Genomic DNA, 19,864 nt, shown 5'->3' with positions numbered 1-19,864 from the left:
CCCAACAGCAATCAGAAAGTCAACTAACCAGACATCTCATCGGCGTTGACGGCGCTCGCGCACGCGCACCGCGATGCGCACAGGCGAGCCATGGAATCCGAAGCGCTCGCGGAACTTGCGCTCCAAGTAACGGCGGTAGCCCGCATCCAGGAAGCCGGTGGTAAACAACACGATGGTCGGCGGCTGCGTGGATGCCTGGGTAGCGAACAGCACGCGCGGGAGGCGGTTATTGTTCATCGGCGGCGGGTTGGCGGCGATTGCCTCGCGCATCCAGTTGTTGAGCTGACCAGTCGACACGCGCTGATCCCAGCTCTCGAGAGCCTCGATCATGGCGGGTTCCAGCTTCTGCAGGGCGCGGCCGGTCTCCGCCGAGATATTCACGCGGGTCACCCACGGCAGGTGCCGCAGGTTCTCATCGATCTCGCGCTCCAAGTAGTAGCGGCGATCCTCATCCACAAGGTCCCACTTATTGAAGGCAATAACCAGAGCCTTACCGGCTTCCAAAATCATATTGAGAACGCGTTGGTCTTGCTCGGAGACTTCCTGGGAGGCATCGATAAGCATGATGCACACCTCGGCCGCGTCGATCACGCCGCGCGTGCGCAGCGAAGCGTAATACTCGTGCCCCTGCGCATTCTTGACCTTCTTGCGCAGGCCCGCAGTGTCGATGAACTTCCATAGCCGCTGATCCAGCTGCACCAAGGAGTCGACCGGGTCGACAGTCGTGCCGGCAGCATTGTCCACGACGGAGCGCTCCTCCGCCGTCAGCTTATTCAGAAGCGAGGACTTACCCACATTTGGCTTGCCCACCAGCGCTACGCGGCGGGGCCCAGAAGTAATCGAAGAATGGCGCGGTTCCTCAGGGAACAAACGCAGAATCTCATCCAAGACGTCGGCGCCACCCCGGCCGTGCTGGGCGGATACCGGCCACGGATCTCCCAAGCCCAGCGCGTAGAACTCGGCCATATCTGCGTACATCGTCTCCGAATCAAACTTGTTCGAGACGAGAATGACCGGAACTTCGGAGCGCTGCAGCTTTCGAGCCATCACAGCATCGGTTTCCGTGATGCCCACCTTGGTGTCCACCACGAACACGATGACATCGGCGGTCTCCATAGCCTGCTCTGCTTGGCGGGCGATGGCAGCGTGGATGCCCTTGACATTCGGATCCCAACCACCGGTGTCCTGAACGAAGAAGCGCTGGCCATTCCAGTCCGCCACGTAGGACACACGGTCACGGGTCACACCAGGATGGTCCTCCACCACTGCTTCACGGCGGCCAAGGAATCGGTTCACCAGGGAAGACTTGCCCACGTTCGGGCGGCCGACCACGGCCACAGTGCAGAGGTTTTCCTCAGTGTGCTCCTCGCCTACTCCGAAGGCATGCGATAGTGCTGCCCATTCCTCTTCGCTCAGTGGGGCATCACCTTCGGTCGGTTCGTCTTGCTCACCGAAATCAGCCTCGCCGAATTCCGAATCATCGAATTCTGACTCGTCAAACTCATAATCGAAGTCCTCGGAATCGAAATCTTTTTGCGCCCAGCCGCCGTGCGGATCGCGCACGACCTCTTCCTCGAGCTTGCCTACCGGATAATGAAACTCCGTCTCGAATTCTTCCGGCTGCTGCTCGGGATTCAGGTCCGGATTCTGCGGTTCATTAGTCATTCGAGGCCTCCTTTGCAGCAGATTCTTTCACGACGGCGATGAGTGCGTCGAGGACTTCCTCACGGGTCATCTCGGACGTATCGACGAGCACCGCGTCCTCAGCCGGGCGCAACGGCGAGGTGGCGCGGGAGGAATCTGCGGCGTCGCGCCGTTCGACGTCGGCAAGCACGGTGTCAAAATCCGATTCAATGCCGGCGGCGAGGTTCTGGTCGTGGCGGCGCTGCGCGCGGACCTCGGCACTGGCCGTCATATACGCCTTCGCGGGGGCATCCGCGAGAACGACAGTGCCGATGTCACGTCCTTCCACAATCGCGCGGTGGGCCTGTGCCGACAGCTTCCGTTGCAGTTCAACAAGGTTCTGACGTACTTCCGGGATTGCCGATACCGCCGAGACATTGCGGGTGACCTCATCCTCACGGATAACGCGGGAAACGTCTTCACCATCGAAGATAACCTGGGTGGAATCAGGGTCATCGGAGACCTCAAGGGGAAGGTCTGCAGTCGCGGCAATCACCGCTTCAGTATCTGCCGGGTCCACCCCTGCGCGCAGTACAGCCAGAGTAGCTACGCGGTACATGGCCCCAGTGTCGACATACTTCGCCTCAAGCCGCTTGGCCAGCGCACGGCACGTCGTGGACTTACCGGTCCCAGAGGGGCCGTCAACAGCCAAGATGAGGCCTTGATCGGGCATATTTGAAATCATTACATCCCCACCGCCTTGTACAGGCTGGTCAATTCATTGGAGTTAAGAGCACGCAGGGAGCCAGGCTTCATATCGCCCAGCTGTACTGTGTGAAGCTTGGTGCGCACGAGGCGCTGAACTGGGTAGCCGGCTTCCTTCAGCATGCGGCGAACGATGTGCTTGCGCCCCTCGTGCAATTCGACACGCACCAGCGAATAGCCCTGGTTCTTGTCCACGATTTGCACATAGTCTGCCTGTGCCAGGCCATCTTCCAATTCGATGCCCTCACGCAGTTGGCGAACCAACTTCTTATCGGCCTCCCCCAGCACGGTAGCCAGGTAAGTCTTAGAAACCTCGTACTTAGGGTGCATGAGGCGGTTAGCAAGCTCGCCATCATTAGTCAGTAAAAGTAGGCCCTCGGTGTCAGCATCGAGACGCCCGACGTGGAATAGGCGTTGACCTGCCACGACGCGGTCAGCCACGACATCACCCACACAAGGCCGGCCCATGTCATCCGACATGGTGGACTGCATCCCGCGGGGCTTGTTGAGCACGAAGTACTGTGTCTGTTCGTTGACGTTGATGCGGGTGCCATCAACTCGGATGACGTCCTTGTTGGGGTTCACACGGGTGCCCTGCTTGATGATGACCTGGCCGTTAACTTCGACTCGGCCCTCATCGATCAGGATCTCAGCGTGGCGGCGCGAAGCAACGCCGGCCTTGGCCAACACCTTTTGGAGGCGTTCGCCCTGATTCTGGGAATTCTTCTTGTTGTTGGCGCCTACCAGCCAATCCGCGCCTAGGTCTCGGGCGACGGAATCTGCGGTGGCCTTCTTCTTTACATGCTGGTGGCGAGCCGGCTTAGCGTTCGAGACGATCATGTCGCTGTCACGCTTTTTCTTTTCCGGTGTGCCGTCGCGGCGAGCGGGTGGAGTCACGGGAGTGTGTCCTCTCAATAGTTCTTCAATTTGCTGGGCGCGAAAACACGCCTCTGTCCGGCCGCAATCTTACCGCAGAGTATGCCCTTATGAGTAGTCCTCCTCGATCTGCTCGATGTCTGGCAACAGCGGAGCAAGATCCGGAAGGCGCTCAAGAGAATCAATGCCGAGTAGCTCGAGGAAAAGCTCAGTGGTTTCATACTGGTGCGCATGTCCCACAGAGGGCTCAGGGCTTTCTATCTCCCGAATAAGTCCACGCAACAAGAGCGTCCGGACAACTCCATCAACGTTAACGCCGCGAACACCTGCGACTTGAGCTCGGGTTACCGGCTGGCGGTATGCAATGACCGCCAAGGTTTCCAGGGCGGCGCGGGAGAGTTTGGTTTGGGTGCCATCGAGAACAAACTGCTCGACGGCATCTGCGTTCTCTTTACGCGTATAGAAGCGCCACCCCTCAGGTGTCTCGCGCAGGTCGATTCCGGAACCACGCTCGGCCAATTCTCGTTCCACAGCCCGCAAGGTATCGCTGATAACAGTGGGCTCCGCGTCCAACACGCGGGCCAGCTCTTCCACGCTTGCAGGCGAGTCGACGACGAGGAGTATCGACTCGAGGCGTGAGCGCAGCTGCGGGATGAGGGGCAAAGCTCCCTGTCCGCTGGAGGTGGCCGCTTCGCTAGGTGCCGGAGATGACGTGTCGTCCATGTCTCGGTAGCGTACCTTAATCCCAGTTCGCTGCTGCGACTACGGCCGGATCTACGTCGAGTCCAGTCCACGATAGTTCGAGCGGCCCCAAAGATTCCGGCTGGGAAGCATCCACCGCCTTGGCTTTATATAGCTCCAGCAACGCCAGGAAGCGGCCGACGATTTCCATAGAGACAGTACAGTCCCTCGTTAAGGCATCGAAGCTCATCCACTGCCCCGTACCCAGCAGCTTGAGCGTAGTGAGGATCTTTCCGGCCTGCTCCGGCACGGAAACGGCAACTTGGTGGATGTGCCCCGTCGCGACCTCCTCCGGCGGTTTAGGCCGGAAAACACCTGCGGCCAGCTCTGCGAAGCTCGCTGGAGTGTGCCCAAGCTTCACCGGCGGGAGGAGATCACTAAAGCGTTCCTCCATGGCCACCGCCCGCGGATAGCGCCGCTGGGCAGCACGTTGCCACTGCGCGAACTGGTCGGCGACTTGTTTATAGGCCTTATACTGAAGCAGACGCGCGAAAAGAAGATCGCGGGTCTCCAAAAGCTCTAGGTCCTCCAAGTCATCAACCTCGCCGCGCGGTAACAAACGCGCCGCCTTCAGGTCCAGGAGTGTGGCGGCGATAAGGAGGAACTCCGTAGTCTCATCCAAGTCCGCAGTTTCTCCCAGTGCACGTGTATAAGCCACGAACTCGTCAGTAACTTCAGACAGCGCCACTTCCGTAACGTCCAGCTTCTTTGCCTGAATCAGCTGGAGCAGCAGATCAAAAGGGCCCTCGAAGTTGCCCAGCGCGATGCGAAAGCCGGTGATCTCCGGTTGGGTCATAGTAGGCGGCTAGCCGTTAGCCCGCTCAATGACCTCTTTAGCTAGGTCGCGGTACTGCTTGGCCGCCTGGGAGCTCGGGGCCCACGTAGTAATGGGCTCGCCGGCGACAGATGTCTCAGGGAAACGCACGGTGCGGGTAATCACCGTATCGAACACCTTGTCACCGAAGTACTCCACCACACGGTCCATGACCTCGCGCGCGTGACGGGTGCGGCGATCAAACATGGTGACCAGAATGCCCATGATCTCGAGGTCAAAATTGATTCGGTCAGCCACCTTCTCCACAGTATCGGTCAACAAGGCGAGACCACGCAGGGAGAAGAACTCACATTCCATAGGAATGATGACGCCCTGCGAACAGGCCAAGGCGTTGACGGTCAGCAGGCCCAGGGAGGGCTGACAGTCAATGATGATGAAGTCATAGTCCTTGCGCACAGGGCGCAGCGCGCGGGCCAGAGTGTGCTCGCGGCCTACCTCGTTGACCATCTGGATCTCCGCGGCGGACAAGTCGATGTTGGCTGGAACAAGGTCGAGCCCAGCCACACCGGTATGCACAATCGCCGAGTGCACCGAGACCTCGCTGTCAAGCATGACGTCATAGATGGTGTCCTGGATCTGGTCGTGAGTCAGGCCTAGACCAGCCGAAAGAGCACCCTGAGGATCCAAGTCAACGAGGAGGACTTTACGCCCGAGCTCCGCCAAACATGCGCCCATGTTAATGGTGGACGTGGTCTTTCCCACGCCACCCTTCTGGTTGCACATGGAGATAATCGTCGCGGGACCATGCTTTTCCAACGGCTCTGGTTCCGGAAGCTCCCGCAGTGGGCGGCCGGTCAACCCGACCTGTGCTTCTGAGGCCTCAAACAGTCCCTCGTCGCTCACAGTCACACCTGCTTCCTTGACCTTACGGCCTCTCTGCGGCCTTTCCGCTTCGACACTGCAGCCCCGACCGGCGCTACATTCTTACATCCTTGTGATTATAGGGTACCCCTTGGGTGCCCGCGCCGCGATTATAGCTAGCACAAACCACAGAATAAACCCTGCAGCCTAGATTAAGAAAGCTCTTCCTTCGATGTCGAACGGCGCCTCTTCACGATAAACCCGACGATGAGAGCGATGATCCCGATGCCCACAATGCCCGCTGCGAGAGCGCCAGCTCCCACTTTCGAGCTATTCTGATCCTCGCTGTCAGACTCGTTAGCGCCATCAGAATCGAGCTGCTGCTCCGGCGGTACCTCACCAGCGTTCTCACGAGTCGGATCCGTAAGCGTCACTACCAGCTCCGCGGACTGAGTGTCCTTATTAAAGAACTGCATGATGAAAGGATTGTCAGGCTCCGTACCTTCTGGATAGGTCAACGTCATTGTGCGCGAGCCTTTATCAATCTCGCGCTTCACGCCTTCCACAAACTCGCCCTCCGCATTGAGGTAGCGCAGCGTGACCCCGTCATCCTCGAGATGCTTGAAGCGGTTGTACAGATCTAGAGCCTGCTTGAAGCCAAGCTTGGCGGTAATTGTCTGTCCGTCGATCGTGGATTCCAGGTTGACATAAGCCGCGTGGGAATCATCGACACCCTCCCAGCCGCGGCCAGTGCGCGGAGGACGCGCTTGGCCTTTTCCACCGCCATCCGTGGCAGGTGCCGAGCCGCCGGTGGCAGGATCATTTCCGCCTTCTTTTTCATCTCCGCCTGTGACACCCTGTGGTTCTCCGTTATCCCCAAGACTATCCTCACCACCTGGGTTCTGCTGTCCCCCTCCGAGGCTGTCCGGATCACCACTTTCAGCCGCGTCATTGAGTTCCTCGGCAGTTACCTCAGCATCTGCCACGAGCACGATAGTCATGGTCACGCCCTGGTAGGTAACCGGAACACTGATTTGTCCTCCAGCTGCCGGCGCGGTCACCGTTGCCGTACCACCAGAAGCGCTCACATTCCATCCATCGGAGGCCACGTTGACATCGACAGGCACAGGCAAGGAGACGGTTGTCGTCTGACCAGCCGGCACCGGGATGGTGGCATCTTGCGCGTGCGCAACCGCCGACCCAATCCCAGTTATTCCACCCTTCCCGCTCACGGGGCCGGCGACGATACCGGACAGCGGGGCTACGGTGATCGCGAAGGCCAGAGCCATCCCGCGATAAGCTCGGGAGAAAGATGCGGTTGAAGCCATAAGAATCCTTTTCATTGGTAGACGTCGTGATGATTCTAGGTGCCTTTAGGCACGTGGGTGCGCAGTGCGCCATACTTCGCGGAGCGAATCCGCGGTCACGTGCGTGTAAATCTGTGTTGTCGTCACGGAAGAATGTCCCAAGAGCTCCTGCACGGTACGTACATCCGCCCCGCCTTCTAGCAGGTGGGTAGCAAAGGAATGCCGCAAAGTGTGCGGAGAAATTTTAGTGCTCAAGTGTGCGCGCTGCGCTGCGGTCTTGATCGCGGCCCAGGCGCTTTGCCGTGACAAAGCCCTTCCCCGAGTGTTGAGGAATAAGGCGTGGGAGGCCCCCGTTGCCAAAACCGGTCGGGCACGCACCAGGTAGTTCTCTACCGCTTTCACCGCATGCGAGCCCAGCGGAACCAGGCGCTGCTTATCGCCCTTACCGCTCAGCAGGAGAATATCGCGCACCGACGTCGGTCCCTCACCCGTCACATCATCCACACTCAGCGAAATCACTTCGGAAATACGGGCGCCCGTTCCATACAGCATTTCCAAAAGGGCGCGATCCCGAATATCAATGGGTGTTGCGGATTCATTGGTGGGGATCGCGTTGAGGAGAGCCTCGACGTCGTGCACGCTGAGTGTCTCTGGCAACGCTTGCGCCCGCTTGGGCGGGGTCACTTCCGCAGCCACATTCGCCTCAATCATCCCCTCCGCTAGCGCAAACTTGTGCAAGCCGCGCGCCACAATCAGTGCGCGGCTAGCAGAGGACTGCGCCAAAGATTCTCGGAGAAAAACGAGGTAGTTTTCCACGTGCGCGCGGGTCACCCGGCGCAGATCCGTGATGCCGGATTCCGCGAGCCAATCAACGTAGCGATTGATATCTCGGCGGTAGTTGCTCACCGTATTCTTTGAGGCACCTTTTTCCACCATGAGGTGCATCAACCACGCTTGTCCAGCAGCTGCGGCGGGGCTTGACTGCGTCACAGCTTCTTCAGATCCGGTCCGGGGCGCCGTTGCGCTAGGGATTGCGGGCGCAGCTCGAAGGGCGCTTCGACCGAGCGCGCTGTGCGTCCCTCTTGCACGCAGGCATAAGCTGCGAGAATTCCCGCCACCGCAATCGAGTTCACGATCTCCCCCGCGAGGATTCGCTCGACGGCCTCTGCGAGGGGCACCCAGGCGAAATCCATGTCGGCTTCTTCATCGCCTTCGGCTGCGAGCTTCTCCACGGGGGACAGGCCACGCGCTAAGAAGACGCGCACGGCTTCCTCACAGAAGCCCGGGGAGGTCACCAGATCGGTCAACACTGCCCATTCCTCGGCGGCTAACCCGGCCTCCTCCTGGAGTTCGCGTTGCGCGCCGCTGAGCTCATCTTCATCCTTGACGTCGAGCAATCCGGCTGGTAGCTCCCACAGGCGCTTGGCGACGCTATGGCGGTACTGCTGCACCATGGCGACCCGGTTGTTCTCATCCAAGGCCACAACGGCGACAGCGCCGAGGTGCTCTACAATCTCGCGTTGCGCTACGACCTCCCCTGGCATGATGACGTCATCGCGACGTACGGCGATGATGGGAGCGTCGACAAGCATCTCGCTACCTACCGTGCGAAAATCGTGGGACATCTAGAGGTCCTTCGGCAGTGCCGGAGCTGCGCCTTCAGCATTCGCCGCAGAACCGTAGACGCCCTTACCGCCATCCAGCTGTTCCTTCACCGCCAGGACTGTCGCCATCTGGGACACTGGGTGATCAATAGAATCCACAGTGCTGATTCCTGTCTTGGCGGCACGCAGCTTATCCAATACTCCATCATCGCCGGCAGACTGCACTCGACCGGCATAGACCATAGCGGTGTCTACGGAATCAAAACCTTCGAGGAATTTGACGGTGGTATCGATAGCGTACTTCTTGGCAGGGCTGTCCTCATCATCCCCTGGGACCAAGCCGCCGCCCACGACAACGACTGCTTGGGCTGGAAGAATAGTCCCGTCTTTGTAGTCGATATAGCCGGCATCGCGCAAGGCACGAAGCAAGGTGGCCCGGTCCTCAACGCTGGCAAGAGGCTGGGTTGTTTTAGCATCCATCAGCAGGCCCGCGGCGAGAGCTTGGCCGGAATGAGTACCGGCGTCGACTTTCTTTTTGTCGAGCTTCGCGCCGGCCGGCAAGGTAGAGGTGACGAGGGACAGGAGCTTGTCTGCCGAATCTTGGGCAAGGAATTTATCGGTCAGCTTGATGCTTCCGGCATCGGTGGAATCCGCCGAGCCCAGCAGATCCTTCACGGCCTTAACATCGGCATCATCAGCATCGGGCATGCTCAGCACCATGACTGGGCGCTGGACTAGGGTTCCATCGACTACGAAACGGCCGAGTTCGCCCATGACGGAATCCGCAGAGTCCAGCTGAGCCTCTGCAATTTTATTGTCCAGTACCAGCTCGCTGTACTTTTCCCGCACCTCATCTGTGGATTCACCGCCGGGGCCAGGGGCAGAATCCATGTTGGGGGCAATCACCAATGTGCCAAGTGCAATGCCTAGTGCTGCGCCGAAACCGAGCCCGGCAACGACGAGGGATTTAGGAGACATCATCACTTGAACCACCCCTGCACGCTCAGTGCGAAGTTATTCCAGGTATCGATCAAGTTCTGGAGGAAGGATTCATCGCCACCCAAGCCGACGATCAGAATAACCACAGCAAGCGCCACGAGAATGCCGAGCAGCGCCCACAGCCACCCCATAGCGCCGGAATTCGGCGCAGTATAGAGGTTAATAACAGCGTCCGCATCCACGAGGCGCGTTCCTGCCTTCATGTGGCACAGCAAGGCTGCCGGCGTAGCATTCGGCTCATTGGCGAAGATGTCATCGAGGTCGAGAGCTCCCCCTACCTGCACGATCATCTGGGCCTCGTGGTAGTCCGCTAACAGAAGGGCAAGGTCGGTGGCTGAGTCCGTAGCTGCTGGGAAAGTCATCGCCCCGATCCCCAGATCCTGAATGCGCTCGAGCCCTTCAGCGGTTCCGTCTGGCTCAGCGGGAAGAATGACCTGGGCGCCGCTGCGCAAGGTTTCCGAGCTCACCTCGGAGGGATTTCCCACGATGAAGTGAGGCTGGTAGCCCAGCTCTACCAACGTATCGGCTGCAGAATCCACGCCGATGATGATGGGTTCATACTCGCGGATGAAATTACGCAGAAGTGTTAGCTTCTTACGGTGTTCCTCGGAGGGCGAGACCACGAGTACTTTACGGCCAGCCATGTCGGAACCCGCATCGGGTACGCCTAGGCCGTCGATGAGCAGCGGGCCCTCGGAGTGAATGAACTCGATGGAGTTGCCGAAATATGCCTCCATGTGATCGATGAGTTCCTGTTGAGCAGAAGCGAAATTCTTCTCCGCCCGGTCACGAGTAACTACCGTTCCGGAGGACAACTGGGTATCGCCAGAATAAATCGCTCCGTCCTCAGTAAGTCGAGCCTTCTTTCCATCCTTGAAGTTACTCACGAAGTCTTGACCGACGCCTTCAACGAGGGTGACATCGGCGTCGAGAAGCATATGCGGGCCATAGTTCGGGATAGAACCAGTGGAAAACTCGGCGACGTTGATAACGGCGGCCGGCTTCATGTCCACGAGGGTCTGGGCCTCTTGGCGGGAAATATTGGCGGCGTTGATGACGGCGAAGTCACCGGCGCTAAACTTCTTCATGCCCTTGCCACCCGGGGTGCAATCACGCAGCGCGCCGTGTTCTCCAGGCAGATCGGTGTTACGGGAAAACAGACTCATGCCTGACAGTTTCCCCTGTTAGGCGCTCAATGTGTGGAAGGCGCGCGGAAAGTCTCCACTTCTGCTTGAGCTCTATCGAAAAGCTCCTGAGCGTGCGCGCGACCGGTCTCGGTGTCATCGAGACCAGCGAGCATACGAGCGAGCTCCTCGACGCGCTCCTCAGGGGTCAAATCCGCCACGCCTGACGTGAACTTCTCTTTGGACACATGCAGGTGCGAATCTGCATAGGCAGCTACCTGGGGCAGGTGGGTAACGCAGATGACCTGGTTGGTAGTCGAAAGCCGTGCTAGGCGACGCCCAATTTCCACCGCCGCACGCCCTCCGACGCCGGCATCCACCTCATCGAAGACCAGCGTGGTGCCGTCGCCACTGGCCAGGACCACCTCCATAGCCAGCATGACGCGGGAAAGCTCACCTCCCGAGGCCGCGGAAGCTAGCGGCTTGCCGTTGAGTTGGAACTCAACCTCATCCGCGCCAGTTTTGGAATATTTGGCCTTCTTTACGGCGACCGTCAAGGTGGAGTTGGGCATGGCCAAGCCGTGGATCTCTTCGGAGACCTGGGTGCCCAGTTTCTTCGCTGCCTTAGTACGGGCAGCAGTGAGTGCTTCTGCCTTGGCCACCATCGTCTTTTCGGCCTCCATTACGTCCTTCTTCAAGGCTTCGAGGGCTTCGGTGGAGGTATCTAAGGTCGCAAGTTTCGCTTCAGCGGCGTCCCGCCAGGCCAAAACTCCATCGATGTCAGCGGCATACTTGCGCGTGAGGAGCTTAAGCTCCTGCTGACGTTGCAGAGATTCCTCAAGGAGGTTGGGATCCGCGGGCAGATCGCTTAAATACGTGGTGAGCTCGGCAGCGATATCGGTCAGCTGCGCGGTGACTTCACCCAACCGCTCTCCCAGCCGGGTCAGCTCGGCATCGCTCGCCCCATTTAGTGCCGATTCAGCTGCGCCGACAAGATTGACAGCAGTGTCCTCATCACCAAAACCTTCTCCACCGTCCACAGCGCTCAGAGCAGTAGCTGCGCCTTCACGCAAAGCATCGACGTCCTGCAAACGCTTAATCAGGGTCACGAGCTCAGCATCCTCACCAGGCTCCGGCTCGAGATCAGAAATCTCCTTGATGGCAAACTGCAAGCGGTCCACCTCTTGGGCCATCTCACGACGGGACTCCATCCGGTGCTGGTAGTCCTTGGCCAATGCGCGCCACTTCCTAAAAGCCTCGGTATACGCAGTACGGAACTTCTCGATGGAAGGCTCGAAGCGATCGATGGCGGCCAACTGTTGATCAGCCGACAGCAAGCGCAGCTGGTCATTTTGTCCATGCACAGTGATGAGGTGGGAAGCGAATTCCCCCAATGTCGCCGCCGGTACCGAACGCCCACCCAGGTACGCGCGTGAACGTCCCGCCGCAGACACCGTGCGGGAGGCGATATACTCACCGTTTTCATCCGGCTCTCCCCCTGCGTCCTCGACCAACGCCGCCACAGCCAGTGAATCGGAGGAAAAATGACCTTCCACAGCCGCCTTCGCGGCCCCATCGCGCACGCGTGAGGCATCAGCGCGACCGCCAGCCAGCAGGCGTAGTCCAGTCACAACCATGGTCTTACCGGCGCCAGTTTCACCGGTAAGCACGGTAAGACCCTGCGAAAGCTCCGCAGCGGAGCTTTCGATAACGCCGAGGTCAGAGATGCTGATATCTACGAGCACAGTGCGGTATCTTCCTTCCTGAAAACGCGCTAAGGCAGTTAATGCCGCGGTCCGCGCCAGCCTTCCACGGGAAGGCGGAGCTTGGACACGAGGCGGTCGGTGAAGGGCTGCTGGTCCAAGCGAACCCAGCGCACGGGCCTTTCACCACGCACGATTTCCACGCGCGAACCCGGCGGCATAGAAATCTCACGGAAACCATCGAGGATTACCACGGCCGGAGTCGTAGCCGAGGCCGATTCGACCGCCACCTGCGAATCCGGAGAAACTACGAGTGGTTTAGTAAACAGTGCATGCGCATTGTTCGGAACCACCAGGATGGCATCGAGAGAGGGCCACAAGACGGGACCACCCGCTGAAAAGGCATAGGCCGTAGACCCCGTCGGAGTGGAGATAAGAACACCATCACACCCAAAAGCTGAGACTGGGCGCCCATCTACCTCGAGGATGGCATCGAGGACCCCCGAGCGGTTGAGGTTCTCAATGGAGGCCTCATTGAGCGCCCAACTACGCTCCCGCAGCTCGCCTTCCGAATCAAAGACGCTCACGTCGATGGTCAAGCGGTCTTCGACGTCATAGGACTGCTCGATGACGCGCACAAGCGCACGGTCTAGGGACTCCGCTTCCCATTCTGCGAGGAAGCCCACGTGCCCCAGATTGATGCCTAGGACGGGGACGTCTACTGCGCGTGCCATGTCGGCAGCGCGCAAGAACGTGCCATCACCACCGAGCACGAGGACTAACTCACAGCCTTCGGCTGCCGCCGGGGTATGCCGCACGTGCTGCAGCCCAGGGAGAACGGTGTCCGCTCCGCAAACGCGTACCTTGATGCCAGCCTCCTGCAGCAGCTCTGCTGCACGGTGTGTGGCAGCGAGGTTGTCCTCGCGGCTAGCGTGCGGGACAAGAAGAATTTCGCGGCGAGTGGCGCCCTCCGCGGCACTAGTCCTGCTCACTGGGGTCCTTCCTTGATTGCCGTGTCGATGAGTACATCCAGCTTATCTTGCGGGGTGGACAAGCCATCCTTGACCAACCACAGGAAGTATTCAACATTGCCGCTTGGTCCAGGTAGTGGGGATGCCGCCACGCCTTTGACGCTCAACCCGAGCTCTTGGGCGAAGACAGCCACGTCCTTAGTCACTTCCGCGCGAAGCTCAGGCGAGCGCACTACTCCGCCCGCCCCAATCCGGTCCTTTCCTACTTCAAACTGAGGCTTGACCATGGGTAATAACCATGCGCCATCAGCCATGCATTCTACGATTGCCGGAAGTACCAGCTTTAGGGAGATGAACGAAAGGTCACCCACCATAGCGTCGCAAGGCCCATTCGTCTGTTCAAGAGTCAGGTTGCGAATATTGGTGCGGTCAAGCACAGTAACGCGCTCATCATTTTGCAGGCGCCACAATAGCTGCCCGTAGCCCACGTCAACCGATAACACTTCCGCCGCACCGCGACGCAAACAGACATCAGTAAAGCCGCCGGTGGACGCCCCCGCGTCCAAGACACGCTTGCCCTTGAGGTCCACGTCGAAAGCCGCGAGCGCACCGAGGAGCTTGTGAGCACCACGCGACGCCCAATCATCACCCTCGCTAGCTTCGACCTTGATCGACACCTCAGGCTCGACCACTGTCGCGGGTTTCGTAGCCTTGAAGCCCCCAACCGTCACCCGACCAGCCTTGATCATCTCAACGGCTTGTTCTCGTGAGCGCGCAATCTTGCGGCGCACCAATTCTGCGTCAAGGCGGCGACGTTGCGGTGGCATGATTAGGTCCTCTTTCCCCTAGATTCCTTGGCGATTCGCGCTAATTATCTTGGAGCGCATCGCGCAACACGGTATGAGCGCGGTCCAGCTGGGCTAGCTCTTCCTCAAGAGTCTCTGCCGGCTCGGTGAGAATCTCGGTGATGGACGCATTGAGGGTCTCTGGAGCCAACACTGCGCGTGGGTCATGGGGTTTTACTGCCATGTGGATACTACCCTCTCCGCGGCTTCGCTCCGCGGCTGAATGTAGCGCGGAGGCTCAGAGCCTGCCCAGGCTACTTCCAAAACGGTACGCAGTGCCTCGACCGACGTAGACTTCTCGTTACCGCCTTGCAGAACGATGTCATAGCCGTCAAAACGTGCTCTAAACCCGCCCTGGGCGCCCGGACGCGCTTGCGCTTCCGACAAGGAAAGCTCGTGGAATCCGGCACCAATGAAATTCGGACGCTCCTCCGGTGTTGCTTCAATGAGCGCCAGCTCACGAGACACGCCTGTCAGCACGTGGAAGGTATCCATGGCTGCGTTATTACCACCGACGATATCGGTGTCTAGACGGTCACCGACAGCCAGGGGTTTGGTCGACCCCACCAGCTTAGCCGCCTGCGTAAACATAGCGGGCTCCGGTTTGCCTGCAGAAATAGGTTCAACACCGGTGGTCGAAACAACGGCCGCGACGAGCGAGCCATTACCCACAGCCATTCCGCGCTCCGTCGGCAGCGACGTATCCAGGTTCGAGGCATAGTATTTGGCACCTTGATTGATGGCGAGCGCACCTTCAGAGAGCTGCTCCCACCCCACAGACTTATCCATGCCCTGCAGCACGGCGGCAGGCCGATCATCAGCGCTGTCGACGACGATGAAACCTGCGTCCCGCGCGAGCGCGCGGAAGGAGTCTGCGCCAATAACAAGGACCTTCGCGCCCGCGGGCAGATCTTCGCGCGCGATTTTTATTACAGCTTGGGCTGAGGTGACAACGCGATTGGCATCAGCGTCCAGCCCGATCTCACCGAGCATGTCTGCCACGGTCTGGGGGCTACGCGACGCATTGTTCGTCACATACACCGCGGGAATGCCACAGGAGTTAATAACGTCAACGACGCATTGAAGGGCCTGTCCGCCTTCCCACACGGTCCCGTCAAGATCCAATAGCAACGAATCGTGAGTTTTGAGAATACTCATTATTTACACTCGGCCAGACGCTCCGCGGCGTCGGTCCAGTCTCCTTCGTCAATCTCAATAGCATGCTGGAACCATTCCCGTGCCTCATCCTTACGGCCGGCCTCCAGCAACGCATTCGCATAGGCATAAGCAAGACGGCACGCGGAGACACCCTTGGCGTCCTTCGTGGGCTGCGCACGCTGAATCGTGACCACAGCGGAGTCTGCCTGGCCCATATCCAGCCGCGCGCCTGCAGCGACGATGGCCAATTCGACGGCATCCTCTGGACTAAGCTCCTTAGCCTCCTCGCTACGCCACAGCTCGACAGCTTTCTCAGGGCGCCCAAGTCCGCGCTCGCAATCAGCCATGACGGCCATCAAACCAGGGCCACCGGAAATGCGGCGTGCTGCGCGCAGCTCCGCGAGTGCTTCCTTCCACTCGCCGGCGCGATACGCAGCGATTCCGTTCATCTCACGAGCAACCGAAACACGGCCTGCACGGTCTTTGGCAGCACGGGCATGGCGAAGTGACAGCTGTGGATCGTCATCAAGCCACGTCGCCGCCATGATGAGGTGCTTAGCCACTGCTTCGGAGTTTTCCTTCGAAAGCGAAGAGAGGTCCTGCAAAACAGAGGGATCGAGATCAGTGATGTCGATATCAGAAGGCAGGTCCGGATCCGTCATGCGGCGGTTGATACGCTCCTCACGGTAGCCCGAACGCTGCGGATGCGAGGCTTTGTTCTTATCACGACCATGGCGCTTTCGATCATTGCGGCGCTCATCACGGCGATCACTGCGGCGCTCTTCACGACGCCCCGATGCGCCACCACGTTTTTCAAACTTGCGGCCCCCAGAGCGGTTGTGCCCACGGTTGCCTTCCGAGGAACCTTCGCGGCCACGGCGGTGGTCGCGGGAGTTGGATTCAGACATTAAAGCTATGCACTTTCTGCGGTTGACGCGTCCGTATGTACCGAACCAGTCTACAGGTCAGCGAAACAAAACCGGCAATACACTGGCTAGTAAGTGAAACGGCCCACAACCACCGATTGACGTCCAAGACTCACGAGAATTCAAGAGGCAAATCTAACCCGTTCAGTGGCCAACAATGCCTCACGCGGTCTAAGCCAGCAGCCACCTGGGAAGCGGATAGTCCATGTTCCACGCTTCCATTCTCCAGTTGCTTCCCGCGGACAACGGCCCAGAATGTCCAGCCATTATTATGAATGGCGTCAAGACGAATCCCTTGGTGATCCCTCGCCATGACCGCGCCTTCCTCAATCAGTCGGTCCGGGCTCATTCCCTCTACGATCACGTCAAGCATGCGCGATTCGCCGCTTGGCGCCACAACGAGAGCTTTCGTGGCATAAAAATGCCCCTTTTTTCCAGCCTTTGCACCTTTCTCTTCGTGGAAAAAGCTCCCGAGGAGGACTGGGTAGAACTCTATCCAACCATTCTTCCAAGCCTTGCTAATCCTCAAAGCGAAGAAGATATGCCGAGCTACAAGAAAAAGAAAGTAAAGCAACAACCCGCCAAGGAGAAACGCCAATAATCCTGGAATCTGCATGCTGTTCAGCAGTAAACCGAAGAAGAAGATAAAAGCTGCTATCAAGACCATCGCACCGAAAAAGACTAGCCCGTCGCGGATAGCACGCATCTGAGGCACTGGTTCCTCTGCCTCAAAGACGCGACACAGGCCATAGGGAGAAGGACTATCGTTCTTTCGACTAAAGGGCACAGCCTTCAAGTCCCTCAGGAAGGTCGCATTATAAGCATGCGTAAACAGACTCGATGATTGTGAAAACCTCATCTACTTCTCCTCAGCGGCCCCTCAGAACGAAGTGCATATACGGAAATCATTCTAGTTCGCGGGCGATGAAGGTCCGCTATCTATAAGTGCAGACCTGGATGTGCATTCATCCAAGTTGCTGGTCCTGGGCTGTTTGCGGTGTGGTGTGAAGCGTCCTGGGTTTAGTTCCTACCTCAGCTAAGGAAGGATTGAACTATGCCTAGAAAGTATTCCGTCGAGTTCAAGGAGAAGGCGGTCCATCAGATCATCGAAATGGTCCGCTTGGAGTCCTGCTCACTGCAACGTGCCTACACGGAGGTCGGTGAGCTGCTTGGAGTGTCTCACCATACGTTGCGGGCTTGGTATCGTGACAGCGCTTCAGTACGTGATGACTCTGACGCGTCTGGCGGCGAAACAATGGAAGAAGAGCTCAAGCGTTTGCGCCGCGAAAACCGTGAGCTGAAGCGAGCAAACGGGATTCTTAAGACTGCTTCGGCTTTTTCGCAGCGGAACTCGACCGACCCACGACCAAATGATCTCCTACATCGACGCGTATAAGGATCAGTTTGGGGCCCGGGGCCATCTGCCGAGTCCTTAAACAAGCAGATCGTGGATTCATTACTTCACGCGGCTACCGCAAAGCCACCACACGTGTTCCCAGTGCAAGGGCCTTAAGCGATAGCCTTCTCATCCCAGAGATACAGCGTGTGCATGCGCAGAATTTCTCGGTTTACGGTATCCGCAAAATGTGGCACGCTATGAACCGTGAAGGTTTTCATATCGGCCGCGATAAGACCGCTCGATTAATGAAGTTAGCAGGTGTTTGCGGCCGCAGACGCGGACGAACCCCCGTGACAACGACTAGCCCGAAGACACCGGATCATCGCCCGGACCTAGTGCAGCGAAACTTCCGTGCACAAGCACCAGAAAGGTTGTGGGTTGCCGACATTACCTACGTTCGTACCCTGTCAGGATTCGCCTACACCGCGTTTGTCGTGGATGTCTACAGCCGAAAGATTGTTGGTGTTGCTACACGCTCGACGATGCGTACCGATGCGCTGCCCATGGAGGCTTTGGAGCATGCGTTAACGACTGCTGGGCGAATCCATGGAAACCAGCTGATTCACCATAGTGATCGGGGCAGCCAGTACGTGTCACTGAAGTATTCCACCGCTCTCGCGGATTCCGGAATCCGGCCGAGTGTGGGAACAGTCGGCGATTCTTATGACAATGCTCTAGCCGAAACAGTCAACGGTCTCTACAAAGCGGAACTGATTCATGCCCAAGGCCCGTGGACATCGGTCGGAGAAGTCGAACTGGCCACCTTGCGGTGGGTGCATTGGTGGAACACCAAACGGCTTCACGAAGCTTTGGACTACGCCACCCCACAGGAAGTAGAAACCGAGTACTATCTCACCCAGCCCATCAACACAGGGTCGTAAAAGAAGCGGAACTAAACCCAGGACGCTTCATTCTCCCTCACGATGCTCACAGTGGTGATTTTCGCCTTACTACCCATGAAGATAGTTGGAAGGAAGTTGAGTATATTCATGACTGGTTCAAGTTATCGATCAAGAGTATTTGGATATAATTTTAGTCGGATCGTACTTATCTTCGCAGTACTCTTATTGTGTGTCTACTTCTTGACCAGAAGAGATCAAACCGCCTTTATCACATGCGGTCTTTTAGTGTCTCTGGCAATTTTCTTTAATGTCGGGGTGTTGCTGAATGATGAAATCCTTCGGATTTCAGTTCTTGGCATTCCAGTTAGCAACGTTCGTTTGGAATCTCTGAAGGGGGCGGAGATCCTTCCCTCGGGCCCCATACTCGAATCCCAAACGTTTGGGGTTCACTTCCTGGATGGCACTATTTCATTCCATGCCGGTTCTGCAAATATCCTCCTACACCGCAATATCGGAAGACCCATTCGCTTGACGGTTAAAGACCCAGAGGAATTTTTACACCTCCTAGCGGAGAACTCCGCTATTCGACCCGCTTCTCACAGTTAAGCCCCCGGTGCCGACACAACTGGCAACCAAAAGCATACCTCGAAGAGCTACTCACTCAAGCATCACCCGATCTGACGCGTCAGATGCTCGGTGATTTCATCAACCAAATTCTATCTTCCCAAGACGATACTGTCGGCAGCGCTGACTACGGCACCACCAGCGACAACCGCGTCAACCACCGCAACGGCTACCGCAACCGACTACTGGATACACGGGTCAGCACCGTCGATGTGGCTATCCCGAAACTACGCCACGGTTCCTTCTTGTCTGACTGGCTGTTAGAACGACGAACCCGTAGCGAACGTGCCATGTAGATAAGCCTCTGGGCACTAAAGTACCCAGAGGTACTATGCAGTTGGTATGGACTGCGGAAGCTGCATTGACTGTCAGTAGCGCGAATACGAGGAGTGAAACATGGTAAATAATTGGAGCATAGCGTCTTTTGCCCATTACATGAATTCGCTTTTAAAGCGGTATTTTGCTCAAGAAAACCTCATTTCTTCCGGAGCTGTCGAGCTACGGGCAGCTTGGAGAACGGCTCAGTACGTCTACTGCGTATTCTCAGTAATGAAGCGTCCTGTTACTTGGGGGTCTGTACTTTCAGGTCTGTACTTTTAGCATTTTCGGGTCTGTGCTTGTAGGCTGTGTGCGAAAACGACGACGAAACCCGTCACCGTCGAGTGGTTGCTCAAAGGTGACGGGCTTGGTGTATTGAGTTGTTTGTTTTGTTTGGTGTCGG

At 58.0% G+C, this 19,864-nt stretch carries 18 protein-coding genes and 2 pseudogenes; 2 read left to right on the top strand and 18 right to left on the bottom strand.

The genetic code is table 11. The annotated features are described in order from the left end of the window. Positions 1-36 precede the first annotated feature (36 nt). The 18 genes from der to HMPREF3147_RS04560 all read right to left on the bottom strand — a co-directional run bounded on the left by der (position 37) and on the right by HMPREF3147_RS04560 (position 16,984). Entirely contained in the window at positions 37-1,665 is a 1,629-nt protein-coding gene (gene der / locus HMPREF3147_RS04640) for a ribosome biogenesis GTPase Der (RefSeq protein WP_070445106.1), read from the bottom strand. Next, positions 1,658-2,368: a (d)CMP kinase gene (gene cmk, locus HMPREF3147_RS04635; protein ID WP_070445103.1), complete on the bottom strand. Its 711-nt coding sequence runs from the start codon at positions 2,366-2,368 to the stop codon at positions 1,658-1,660. Before cmk ends, der begins: the two co-directional genes overlap by 8 nt. Further along, positions 2,368-3,285 (bottom strand): pseudouridine synthase, encoded by a 918-nt coding sequence (locus tag HMPREF3147_RS04630; RefSeq protein WP_070445100.1) that lies wholly within the window; start codon positions 3,283-3,285, stop codon positions 2,368-2,370. The genes cmk and HMPREF3147_RS04630 overlap by 1 nt, the downstream gene beginning before the upstream one ends. Positions 3,286-3,372: 87 nt before the next feature. After that, positions 3,373-3,987 (bottom strand): SMC-Scp complex subunit ScpB, encoded by a 615-nt coding sequence (scpB, locus tag HMPREF3147_RS04625; RefSeq protein ID WP_070445097.1) that lies wholly within the window; start codon positions 3,985-3,987, stop codon positions 3,373-3,375. A 16-nt stretch (positions 3,988-4,003) separates the two neighbouring features. Next, positions 4,004-4,801 (bottom strand): segregation and condensation protein A, encoded by a 798-nt coding sequence (locus HMPREF3147_RS04620; RefSeq protein WP_070445094.1) that lies wholly within the window; start codon positions 4,799-4,801, stop codon positions 4,004-4,006. A 9-nt stretch (positions 4,802-4,810) separates the two neighbouring features. Continuing rightward, entirely contained in the window at positions 4,811-5,689 is an 879-nt protein-coding gene (locus HMPREF3147_RS04615) for a ParA family protein (RefSeq protein ID WP_201828169.1), read from the bottom strand. A gap of 164 nt (positions 5,690-5,853) precedes the next feature. Continuing rightward, the gene (locus tag HMPREF3147_RS04610; RefSeq protein WP_070445090.1) at positions 5,854-6,969 is read right to left on the bottom strand and encodes a hypothetical protein; all 1,116 of its coding nucleotides are present in this window, start codon (positions 6,967-6,969) and stop codon (positions 5,854-5,856) included. Positions 6,970-7,014: 45 nt separating this feature from the next. Next, a complete protein-coding gene (gene xerD / locus HMPREF3147_RS04605; RefSeq protein WP_070445087.1) occupies positions 7,015-7,893 on the bottom strand; it encodes a site-specific tyrosine recombinase XerD in 879 nt (292 codons plus the stop codon). 41 nt (positions 7,894-7,934) lie between these two features. Beyond that, complete coding sequence (locus tag HMPREF3147_RS04600) at positions 7,935-8,573, bottom strand: NUDIX domain-containing protein (RefSeq protein WP_070445084.1); 639 nt, start codon at positions 8,571-8,573, stop codon at positions 7,935-7,937. Continuing rightward, positions 8,574-9,533: a copper transporter gene (locus HMPREF3147_RS04595; protein WP_070445081.1), complete on the bottom strand. Its 960-nt coding sequence runs from the start codon at positions 9,531-9,533 to the stop codon at positions 8,574-8,576. Then, the gene (gene steA / locus HMPREF3147_RS04590) at positions 9,533-10,717 is read right to left on the bottom strand and encodes a putative cytokinetic ring protein SteA (protein ID WP_070445078.1); all 1,185 of its coding nucleotides are present in this window, start codon (positions 10,715-10,717) and stop codon (positions 9,533-9,535) included. Before steA ends, HMPREF3147_RS04595 begins: the two co-directional genes overlap by 1 nt. A gap of 26 nt (positions 10,718-10,743) precedes the next feature. After that, entirely contained in the window at positions 10,744-12,420 is a 1,677-nt protein-coding gene (gene recN / locus HMPREF3147_RS04585; protein WP_070445074.1) for a DNA repair protein RecN, read from the bottom strand. Positions 12,421-12,458: 38 nt separating this feature from the next. Next, complete coding sequence (locus tag HMPREF3147_RS04580; RefSeq protein ID WP_070445071.1) at positions 12,459-13,370, bottom strand: NAD kinase; 912 nt, start codon at positions 13,368-13,370, stop codon at positions 12,459-12,461. Then, positions 13,367-14,176, bottom strand: a complete 810-nt coding sequence (locus tag HMPREF3147_RS04575) for a TlyA family RNA methyltransferase (RefSeq protein ID WP_070445067.1) — start codon at positions 14,174-14,176, stop codon at positions 13,367-13,369. The genes HMPREF3147_RS04580 and HMPREF3147_RS04575 overlap by 4 nt, the downstream gene beginning before the upstream one ends. 40 nt (positions 14,177-14,216) lie before the next feature. Beyond that, positions 14,217-14,378 (bottom strand): hypothetical protein, encoded by a 162-nt coding sequence (locus HMPREF3147_RS12840; RefSeq protein WP_168160899.1) that lies wholly within the window; start codon positions 14,376-14,378, stop codon positions 14,217-14,219. Next, a complete protein-coding gene (locus HMPREF3147_RS04570; RefSeq protein WP_070445064.1) occupies positions 14,369-15,352 on the bottom strand; it encodes an HAD-IIA family hydrolase in 984 nt (327 codons plus the stop codon). Before HMPREF3147_RS04570 ends, HMPREF3147_RS12840 begins: the two co-directional genes overlap by 10 nt. Next, on the bottom strand, positions 15,352-16,260 hold the full coding sequence (locus tag HMPREF3147_RS04565; RefSeq protein WP_070445061.1) for a tetratricopeptide repeat protein: 909 nt from the start codon (positions 16,258-16,260) through the stop codon (positions 15,352-15,354). Before HMPREF3147_RS04565 ends, HMPREF3147_RS04570 begins: the two co-directional genes overlap by 1 nt. Before the next feature lie 130 nt (positions 16,261-16,390). Continuing rightward, positions 16,391-16,984, bottom strand: coding sequence for a hypothetical protein (locus HMPREF3147_RS04560; RefSeq protein WP_070445058.1), 594 nt, complete (start codon positions 16,982-16,984; stop codon positions 16,391-16,393). Positions 16,985-17,332: 348 nt separating this feature from the next. Between HMPREF3147_RS04560 and HMPREF3147_RS04550 the strand changes: the two are divergent. Then, positions 17,333-18,558, top strand: a pseudogene (locus HMPREF3147_RS04550) (IS3 family transposase). A gap of 593 nt (positions 18,559-19,151) precedes the next feature. Next, positions 19,152-19,436, top strand: a pseudogene (locus tag HMPREF3147_RS12545) (transposase); the annotation flags it as partial. Positions 19,437-19,864: the final 428 nt, after the last annotated feature.

The organism is Corynebacterium sp. HMSC05D03 (assembly GCF_001807205.1).
In the GTDB taxonomy this organism is placed as follows: Bacteria; Actinomycetota; Actinomycetes; order Mycobacteriales; family Mycobacteriaceae; genus Corynebacterium; species Corynebacterium aurimucosum.
The sequence above is the reverse complement of the archived record's forward strand: the minus strand, read 5'-3'. Positions and strand labels throughout refer to the sequence as shown.

Bases quoted from the DNA above. Each gene is read 5' to 3' on its own strand.
- der (WP_070445106.1), bottom strand. From the start codon at position 1,665: ATGACTAATGAACCGCAGAATCCGGACCTGAATCCCGAGCAGCAGCCG.
- cmk (WP_070445103.1), bottom strand. From the start codon at position 2,368: ATGATTTCAAATATGCCCGATCAAGGCCTCATCTTGGCTGTTGACGGC.
- scpB (WP_070445097.1), bottom strand. From the start codon at position 3,987: ATGGACGACACGTCATCTCCGGCACCTAGCGAAGCGGCCACCTCCAGC.
- HMPREF3147_RS04620 (WP_070445094.1), bottom strand. From the start codon at position 4,801: ATGACCCAACCGGAGATCACCGGCTTTCGCATCGCGCTGGGCAACTTC.
- HMPREF3147_RS04610 (WP_070445090.1), bottom strand. From the start codon at position 6,969: ATGGCTTCAACCGCATCTTTCTCCCGAGCTTATCGCGGGATGGCTCTG.
- xerD (WP_070445087.1), bottom strand. From the start codon at position 7,893: ATGCACCTCATGGTGGAAAAAGGTGCCTCAAAGAATACGGTGAGCAAC.
- HMPREF3147_RS04600 (WP_070445084.1), bottom strand. From the start codon at position 8,573: ATGTCCCACGATTTTCGCACGGTAGGTAGCGAGATGCTTGTCGACGCT.
- HMPREF3147_RS04595 (WP_070445081.1), bottom strand. From the start codon at position 9,533: ATGATGTCTCCTAAATCCCTCGTCGTTGCCGGGCTCGGTTTCGGCGCA.
- steA (WP_070445078.1), bottom strand. From the start codon at position 10,717: ATGAGTCTGTTTTCCCGTAACACCGATCTGCCTGGAGAACACGGCGCG.
- HMPREF3147_RS04575 (WP_070445067.1), bottom strand. From the start codon at position 14,176: ATGCCACCGCAACGTCGCCGCCTTGACGCAGAATTGGTGCGCCGCAAG.
- HMPREF3147_RS12840 (WP_168160899.1), bottom strand. From the start codon at position 14,378: ATGGCAGTAAAACCCCATGACCCACGCGCAGTGTTGGCTCCAGAGACC.
- HMPREF3147_RS04570 (WP_070445064.1), bottom strand. From the start codon at position 15,352: ATGAGTATTCTCAAAACTCACGATTCGTTGCTATTGGATCTTGACGGG.
- HMPREF3147_RS04565 (WP_070445061.1), bottom strand. From the start codon at position 16,260: ATGTCTGAATCCAACTCCCGCGACCACCGCCGTGGCCGCGAAGGTTCC.
- HMPREF3147_RS04560 (WP_070445058.1), bottom strand. From the start codon at position 16,984: ATGCGTGCTATCCGCGACGGGCTAGTCTTTTTCGGTGCGATGGTCTTG.